Annotated in this window: 7 protein-coding genes; 2 read left to right on the top strand and 5 right to left on the bottom strand. The window is 73.2% G+C overall.

The genetic code is table 11. The annotated features are described in order from the left end of the window. From ACWDX9_RS55920 to ACWDX9_RS55905, 4 genes are all read right to left on the bottom strand, one after another. On the bottom strand, positions 1 to 537 hold a 537-nt coding region (locus tag ACWDX9_RS55920), incomplete at its 3' end, for a hypothetical protein (protein WP_449970939.1). Between the two features lie 21 nt (positions 538 to 558). After that, positions 559 to 2211, bottom strand: coding sequence for a protein kinase domain-containing protein (locus tag ACWDX9_RS55915; RefSeq protein ID WP_449970936.1), 1653 nt, complete (start codon positions 2209 to 2211; stop codon positions 559 to 561). 106 nt (positions 2212 to 2317) lie between these two features. After that, complete coding sequence (locus tag ACWDX9_RS55910) at positions 2318 to 4639, bottom strand: protein kinase domain-containing protein (RefSeq protein ID WP_449970933.1); 2322 nt, start codon at positions 4637 to 4639, stop codon at positions 2318 to 2320. Between the two features lie 48 nt (positions 4640 to 4687). Beyond that, positions 4688 to 5326, bottom strand: coding sequence for a pyridoxamine 5'-phosphate oxidase family protein (locus ACWDX9_RS55905; protein WP_449970930.1), 639 nt, complete (start codon positions 5324 to 5326; stop codon positions 4688 to 4690). Positions 5327 to 5397: 71 nt separating this feature from the next. Between ACWDX9_RS55905 and pdxR the strand changes: the two genes are divergently transcribed. Then, positions 5398 to 6780 carry a MocR-like pyridoxine biosynthesis transcription factor PdxR gene (gene pdxR, locus ACWDX9_RS55900; RefSeq protein WP_449970927.1) on the top strand — a complete coding sequence of 461 codons (1383 nt, stop codon included), beginning with the start codon at positions 5398 to 5400 and terminating at the stop codon, positions 6778 to 6780. A gap of 157 nt (positions 6781 to 6937) precedes the next feature. Then, positions 6938 to 7645 carry a hypothetical protein gene (locus ACWDX9_RS55895; RefSeq protein ID WP_449970924.1) on the top strand — a complete coding sequence of 236 codons (708 nt, stop codon included), beginning with the start codon at positions 6938 to 6940 and terminating at the stop codon, positions 7643 to 7645. On the opposite strand, the gene ACWDX9_RS55890 is transcribed toward ACWDX9_RS55895, so the two are convergent. Next, on the bottom strand, positions 7626 to 7868 hold the full coding sequence (locus ACWDX9_RS55890) for a hypothetical protein (protein WP_449970922.1): 243 nt from the start codon (positions 7866 to 7868) through the stop codon (positions 7626 to 7628). The genes ACWDX9_RS55895 and ACWDX9_RS55890 overlap by 20 nt on opposite strands. Positions 7869 to 7951 lie beyond the last annotated feature (83 nt).

Genomic DNA, 7951 nt, shown 5'->3' with positions numbered 1-7951 from the left:
GCGCGCCAGCGACGCCCACCCGGCCGCGTCCCGCTCGCGAGGCGCGACCCGGCCGCGGATGGCGTCGGACAGCCCGCGCTCGGACAGCAGCGGCGCGCCCTCCGCCGTGATCACCACGGTGCCCGGGTGCACGGACCCGTGCGTGACCCCGGCCGCGTGCAGCGCGATCAGCGTCTGGGCGGTCTCCACGAGTACGGACGCCGCACCCGCCGGGCCGATCGGCCCGGCGGCGAGCAGATCGGACAGAGTGGGGCTGACCGCCTGCGCGGTGAGCAGCCACACCTGGTCGCCGGCCGCCACCACGTCGGCCACCGGGATCAGCCCGGTCAGCCCGGCCAGCACCAGCCGCTGGTCGGTCATGACCGCGTGCACCACCCGGTCGCGCACGCCGGGCAGAGCGATGATCTTCGGGTCGAACAGCAGCGCCCCCGCCCTGCGGCCATCGGGTGAGATCGCGTCGATCCAGTTGCCGAGCTCGGTCATCCAGGTGTGTTCAGTGAGCCGGAAACCGGCGATCCCGTGTCCAGGGTTGTTCATCCGCCGTCCCCCCGGCGCGTCTCAGCGCTTCCTTCTGTGGCGTCCCGCCATACGGCGTCTCACCGCAAGTGTGACCGGAACCGCGCCGGACGTCATCAGGCCGAAGGCGATCAGCGCGGCCTGCGCGTCACTCCCGCGATCGATCCGGGGCTGTTCCGGCGACGGCTCCCCTTCGCCTCCGCTTCCGCCCTCGCCTCCGCTTCCGCCCTCGCCGTCGCCGGGCGGCGAGCTGGGCGTCGGGGCGGGCCGGGTCGGCGGGGCCGTGGTGGCGGGAGGAGGCGTCGGGGTGGGCGCGGCCGTGGTCGGCGGGGTGTTGCCCTCGGGGTCGTGGGGCGTGCCGGTGATCTGGGGCTGCTCCGGAGACGGGGTCGGGGTCGGCTTCTTGATCTTGGCAGGCGTCTTGACGGGGGTGGCGACGGCCTTGGGCGTGGGCTTGCGCGTCGGCCGCCGCGTGAGGCGCGTGGTGGCGGTCGGCTGTACGGGCGGCGGCGCGGCGCTCTGCGTCGGCGTCGCCTCCGGGGTGGTCGCCTCGGCCGAAGGAGTGGGCGTCGGCTCCTCGTCGGTCCCCACGGGCTCCGGCGTCGCGGGCACGGCCGTGGTCGGGGAGACCGTACTGGTCTGCGCCCGCAGCACCGGCGTGTCCGACGAGGCGTTGGCGATGACCACGACCACCGCCACCAGCACGCCGACGGCGGTGGCGCCGATGGCGATCTTCGCGGGCAGCTTGCCGAGCACGCGCGACGGGTCGCGGAACCGGGTCTCGGCCAGCGAGGTCTGCGTCTGGGCCGGTTCGTCGAGGGCGGTCGGGAAGAGCAGGACCAGCAGGCCGGCGAGCGCGGCCAGGCGGCGGCGTCCGCGCTCCTCCCAGTCGGGCCCGTACGCCTCGGCCGCGACCGCCTCCAGCTCGCTCAGGAACGCCTCCGCGGACGGCGGCCGCTGGGCCGGGTCCTTGGCCAGGCCGCGCTCGACGAGGCTCTGCAGCGGCGCGGGCACCTCGTCCACCGGAGGCGGCGAGCTCTGGTGCTGGCGGGCCAGGGCGGCGACGTTGGGGGCGCGGAAGGGCCGGGTGCCGGTCAGGCACTCGAAGAACACGACGGTCGTCGCGTACACGTCGGTCGGAGGCCCGGAAGGACCGCCCGCCCACTGCTCGGGCGCCATGTACGGCGGCGTGCCTGCGGCGCTCGCGCCCTCGCCCGCCTTGACCGCGATGCCGAAGTCCACGAGCTTGCTGGTGCCGTCGCCCTGGACCATGACGTTCTCGGGCTTGAAGTCGCGGTGGACGACGCCGAGCGCGTGGGCCGAGGCCAGACCCTGGAGCGAGCCCTTGAGGACGGTCAGCGCCGCCTCAGGGCCGGTCGGGCCCTCGGACCTGAGGATCTCGCGCAGCGACACCCCGCTGATCAGCTCCATGACGATCGCCGCGCCCCGGCCGGACTCGACGTAGTCGATCAGCCTGGCGTGGTACTGGCTCTGGAGCGTGCCGAGCAGCCGGGCCTCGTGCCGGAAGCGCGCGACGAACCCCATGTCGGTCTTCAGTTCGTCGCTGAGGTACTTGATCGCGACCTCGACGCCGTCGAGGTCGCGCCTGGCCAGGACCACACGCCCGGACGCACCCGAGCCCAGCTCGCGGATCTCGGTGTAGCCGGGGACCCCCCACTGGCCTTCACCGTGCATAACGGTCTCCTCTGGAGTCTGCCGGGCCCCCACCCTCATCAAACGGCCGTAGCTTAACCAGAGGGAACCGCTTTCCCGCTACCGATATCCCTATTAGTCAACAATGTCACCCAATGTTGTCGTCTGTGCCGGGGCTAGGTGTCTTGCTTGGCTCCTCCTCTTTGGGAGGTTCCTCCTCTCTTGGGCACTCCTGTGTGGCCCCGCTCGCGCTGTCGCTCCCGTTGCCGGCCGCCGGGTCGGTGGAGGCCGTCACGGACCACTTCGTGCCGCAGGGGAGCTTCACGGAGTGGCTCAACGTCCTGGTGTACGACGTGTCGCCGGACAGGGTGACCGACTCCGTGCCCCCGCCCTCGCCGGCCGAGAACGACACGACGAGGCGTACCGGCTCGGTGCTCGACGTGGTCACCGAGACGGTCGCGACGAGCCCGCCCTCACCTTGACCGGCCCTGACGATCGAGACCCGCTCCACCCGCGGCGGGCAGGGCACCGAGGCCCGCGCGGTGGCGGTCCGGTCACCGGCGCGCACCCGCACCGACAGGGTCGCGCCGCACGGGCGGGACCTGAAGGTGTGGGCGAACGAGCGCGCGTAGGAGGTCCGGCCGGACAGGGTCGCGGAACGGGTGCCGACCGGATCGCCGTTGACCGCGAACTGGGCCTCGACGGGGATCTCCCCGGTGCCGCTCGCGGTCACCCGCACGGCCGCTTCCGCGGTGCGGCCCGGCGCGTCCGGCAGGTCCAGGGAGACGCGCAGGCCGGTCACCCTCGTCGGGCAGGGCGGCACGGCCAGTGAGGCCGTCCTGGCGCCTCCTGGGGCCGCAGGGGAGGTGGCGACGGTCAGCGTCACCGTGCTGCCGCACGGGCGCTCGCCGATGGACCAGGAGAGCGTGCGGGTGTAGGACCTGGCGCCGGCCAGGCGCAGGCGCTGGGTGCGGCCGCCCGCGCCGGTGGCCGACCAGGTCGCGGTCGCGATGACGGCGGCGGTGCCGTCGGTGCGCACGGTGACCGTGGCGGTGGCGTCGCCGTCCTCGTCGACCCTGAGGCCCCCCACGTTCACCCCGAGCACCTCGGTCACGGGCTCAGGAGTGGGAGTGGGGGTGGGCGTCGGAGTCGGGGTGGGGGTCGGCGTCGGGGTCGGCGTCCGCTTGGGGGTGGGGGTCGGGGTGGCCTTCTTGGTGGGCTTGGGCGTCTTGACCGGTTTCGTGGCGGTCGGTGTGCTGGCCGGGGTCTTCACGGGGGTGTGTACGGGCGTCTTTATCGGGACGACCGCCTTGGGGGTGCTCGCGGGCGTCGCCTTCGGGGTGATCTCAGGCGTGGTTTCGGGCGTCGGCTCCGGCGTGGTCGGGGGATCGGCCGCCGGCTCCGTCGTGAACTGGGACGGCGGGACGGCCGCCGCCGCGCCGAGTTCCTCCGTGGGCGGCGACTGGCGGTTGGCCAGCACGACCACCACCGCCACGGCGGTCGCCACGGCCACGGCGCCGGCCATGGCCATGCGTGCCGCGTTCGAGCGCAGGCCGCGGAAGACCGTCCGGGCCAGCGAGGTCGTCACCTCGGGGACGGGCGTCTGCGCCGTGGGCAGCAGCAGGGCCAGCAGGGCCACGAGCGCGGCCAGGCGGCGCTTTCCGCGCTCCTCCCAGTCCTCGCCGTACGCGGCCCTGGCCATGGCCTCCAGCTCCGCCACGAACGCGTGCGCGCTCGCCGGCCGCCGCGCCGGGTCCTTGGCCAGCCCGCGCCTGACCAGCTCGCGCACCGGCTGCGGCGCGTCGTGGAACGGCACAGGGGCGTGCACGTGCTGGTAGCCGAGCACGCTCGGCTCGGTGGAGCGGTAGGGCCGGTGCCCCGTCAGGCACTCGAAGAAGACGGCGGTGGCCGCGTACACGTCGGTCGCGGGCGAGGCGGGCAGCCCCTCCCACAGCTCGGGCGCCATGTACGGCGGCGTGCCCTCGGGGTGCGTGAGCGTGCCCTGCCGCACCGCGATGCCGAAGTCGACGAGCTTGCTGACCCCGTCGTCCCTGACGATCACGTTCTCGGGCTTGTAGTCCCTGTGCACCAGCCCGAGGTCGTGCGCCCTGGCCAGCCCGAGCAGCGACCCCTTCAGCACCACCAGCGCCGCCTCGGGCTCGGTCGCGCCGTTCTCGCGCAGCAGGGCCCGCAACGAGACGCCGTTGACCAGCTCCATCACGATGGCCGCGCCACCGGTGTCCTGGACGTACTCCCACATCGTGGCGATGTTCGGGTCGCGCAGGGTGGTCAGCAGCCGCGCCTCGGCCTGGAACCTGCCCAGCGCGGCGGGATCGCGCAGCAGTCCCTCGGAGAGGTACTTGATGGCGACCTTGACGCCGGTCTCGTCGTGGACGGCCATCGCCACGCGCCCGCTGGCGCCCGCGCCGAGTTGCTTGACTTCCGTATAGCCGGGAGCGCTCCACTCCATCGCCGTCTCCCATCACCATCAGGAGCAGGTGTTGCCTGCTCAATGGAACTACTCCCGACGGAGGATGTGAACAGGCGCGTCGATACCTTCTGGGAGCATCGGATCTGGCTCGGGTTCGCCCCAGGTGGTGACCAGGGGCAGCACCCCCGCCCATACCGGCAGGTCGTAGTCCTCTTCCTCGTCCTTGGGCGCCCCGCGCCTGATCTTGACCGACGCCTCCTCCAACGACAGGGCCAGCACGGCGGTGGCGGCGAGCTCCTTGCGGTTGGGCTGCCTGACGTAGTCCCACTGCCCGGGCGCGAGCTGCTCCGACAGGGCCCGCAGCCCCGCCATCCGCTCCTCCGGGTCCGTCACGAGCCTGGCGCGGCCGTAGATGACCGCCGAACGGTAGTTGACCGAGTGGTGGAAGACGGAGCGGGCCAGCACGATCCCGTCCACGTGCGTGACCGTGACGCACACCTCGCCTCCGTCGGCGGCGCGCAGCGTCGTGGCCCCGGTGGAGCCGTGCAGGTAGAGGGTCTCGCCGATGCGGCCGTAGCCCGTGGGGACGACCATGGGGTGGCCGTTCACGACCACGCCGAGGTGGCAGACCAGGCCGGTGTCGAGCACCTCATGGAGATCGTTCCTGTCGGTGCTGCCCCGCTCCTTCGAGCGGCCGAGCGTGGTGCGGGAAGTGGTGGAGAGCATGATTCGACCGTAACCAGGAAGTGGACCTATCCTGTAGGGCCACTATCGAGCCCTTCGCGGAGACCACTTCCGTGCGTACCCATGTTGACCTGCCCGTTTCTCTTTCCCGTGACTCGGACGCGCCGCTGACCGCGCAGCTTGCCGACTGGCTGCGGCGCGCCATGCTGGACGGCACGCTGGCGCCCGGCGAGCGGTTGCCGTCCACGCGTTCCCTGGCGACCCAGCTCGCGGTGAGCAGGACCGTGATCACGGAGGCGTACCAGCAGCTGTACGCGGAGGGGTGGCTGGACGGGCGGCACGGCTCCGGGACGTTCGTGGCCGACATGGAGGTGGCCCCGCCGCCGCGCGAGCAGACGCCGTACGTGCCCGCGCCGCCGCCCGCCCCCGCCGACTGGATCGACCTCACACCCGGCCAGCCCTGGGTGCGCGACTACGACCTGGCGGCGTGGAAGCGGGCCTGGCGCAAGGCCGCCGACCTGCCGCCGGGCGCCGACCCCACCCCGTACGGCCTGCCGCGCCTCAGGGAGCTGCTCGCCGACCATCTGAGACGGGCCAGAGGCATGGCCGTCGGCCCCGAGAACATCCTGGTCACCCGGGGCACCGGCAACGGGCTCGACCTGTGCGCGCTGGCCCTGCTCGGCAACGGCACGCGGGCCGGCGTCGAGGACCCGGGCTACCACGTGGCGCGCACGGTCTTCGCGGCCAGGGGCGCCCAGGTGGTGCCGTGCCCGGTGGACGAGGACGGCGTGATCGTGGACGGGCTGCCCGGCGACCTCCGCGTGCTCTACACCACGCCCGCGCACCAGTACCCCCTGGGCGGGCGGCTCCCGATCCCACGCAGGGAGCGGTTGCTGGCCTGGGCCAGGAGCACGGGCGCGACGATCGTCGAGGACGACTACGACGCGGAGTTCCGCTACGACGTCGCCCCGCTGCCCGCCCTCTACGGCCTGGACCCCTCGCGGGTCGTGCTCCTCGGCACGCTCTCCAAGACGCTCGCGCCCGACGTGGGCGTCGGCTGGCTCGTCGGCGATCCCGAGCTGGTCGCCGCCATCGCCCGCCTGCGGCGCAGCGTCGGCGACCGTACCAGCGGGCCGGTCCAGCAGGCCGTGATCAACCTGCTGGAGTGCGGCGACCTCGACCGGCACCTGCGCAGGATGCGCCTGGAGTACGCCCGCCGCCGCGCCGCGGTCGTCGAGCTCCTCGGGCCCGTCTGCCGCCTGCGCGGCGACACGGCCGGGCTGCACGTGGTGGCCGAGCTGCCGTCGCCGGTCGAGCCGTACGTGGTCGAGCGGGCCAGGGAGCGCGGGGTCCTGCTCGACTCGATCGGCCGCCACCACCACGGGCGGGCGCGGTTGCACGGCGTGGTGATCGGCTACGGCTCCGCCTCGCTCGCGGACGTCCGCCGCGGCTGCCGCATCCTCGCCGACCTCATCCGCTCCACCCACCCCCACTGACCCCCGCCCTTCACTCCCCGAGGGACCCCAACCGTCCCCCACCCCTCCGCTCCCCGAGGGACCCCAGCCGGAGTGCGGCGGGTCGCGTCGGTGCTCAGGGTGGATTTGAGTAGCCGAGCTCTCGCCCCCCGCCCCACCCCGAAGCATGCTGAACCCCATGAAATGGTGGCTACTCCTCGCGTCCCTGATCGTCACCCTGCTCACCGCCTGGCTGATCCTCCACGCGGGCGTGGCACCGTCCACGCTCCTCTCCCTGGGCGCCGGCGCGATCAGCCTGCTCTGGCTGGTCGTCGTCCTGACCGTCCCGTGGAACCTGTGCCTGGCCGCCCGCCACGTCCTCCACGAGATCCAGGTGTCCAGGGAGGCCGGCATCGAGGTGGCCCGGCACCGCGAGGACGAGGCGCGGCGCATCGCCCGGCGCATGCTCGTGCTCGCGATCTCCGGCCACGTCGTCTCCGCCGCCGTGATCGCGGTCGTCACGTTCTTCGCGGGAGCCCAGCTCGGCTACTACTTCTCCGGGTTCTACCTGCTCGCCACCGCTTTCCGGCCGATCGCGGCGTACACGAAGCACCTGCGTGACCGGGTCAGGACGCTCGGGCAGGAGGTGCGTTATCCGCGCGCGGACGTGATCTCCCTGCGCGACCGGGTCTCCGAGCTGGAGACGGCCATGAAAGGCCTCAAAAGGGACGTCGACGACCTGAACGCCGCCCGCCAGGGCCTGGAGCTGGCCGACCACGATCTGGGCCGCCGGATGACGCTCATGGCGCGCCGGTTCGACGAGACCGTGGACGGGCTGAACGACAACCAGGAGGTGATCACGGGGCTGAAGGCGTTCCTGCGGCTGATCAGGGCGGATCTTGCGTAGGAGGCTCGAGGTCGCGCAGGACGGGCAGGGCGCGGGCGGCGTAGACCGGGTCCACGGGCAGCACGTGCCGCGCCCACCAGCGCGCGGGGCCGGGGTCGGGGGAGGGCTCGGTGAAGGCGGGGGCGTAGTCGTCGTACGGCGGGTCGTACAGGTAGCCCGTGGCCACCCCGCGCCGCTCCAGCTCGGTGATGGCCGCGTCCCTGTCGCGCACCAGGAGCGGCACGCGAACACCGGGTGGCGGCCATCGCGGCGGCCGAGGAACTGGGGGACGTGGAGCTGACGGCCCGCGTCATCGGCGCCTACGAC

It is taken from the genome of Nonomuraea sp. NPDC003201 (assembly GCF_053590415.1).
This window is presented reverse-complemented; position numbering and strand designations above follow the sequence as displayed.

Bases quoted from the DNA above. Each gene is read 5' to 3' on its own strand.
- ACWDX9_RS55915 (WP_449970936.1), bottom strand. From the start codon at position 2,211: ATGCACGGTGAAGGCCAGTGGGGGGTCCCCGGCTACACCGAGATCCGC.
- ACWDX9_RS55910 (WP_449970933.1), bottom strand. From the start codon at position 4,639: ATGGAGTGGAGCGCTCCCGGCTATACGGAAGTCAAGCAACTCGGCGCG.
- ACWDX9_RS55905 (WP_449970930.1), bottom strand. From the start codon at position 5,326: ATGCTCTCCACCACTTCCCGCACCACGCTCGGCCGCTCGAAGGAGCGG.
- ACWDX9_RS55895 (WP_449970924.1), top strand. From the start codon at position 6,938: ATGAAATGGTGGCTACTCCTCGCGTCCCTGATCGTCACCCTGCTCACC.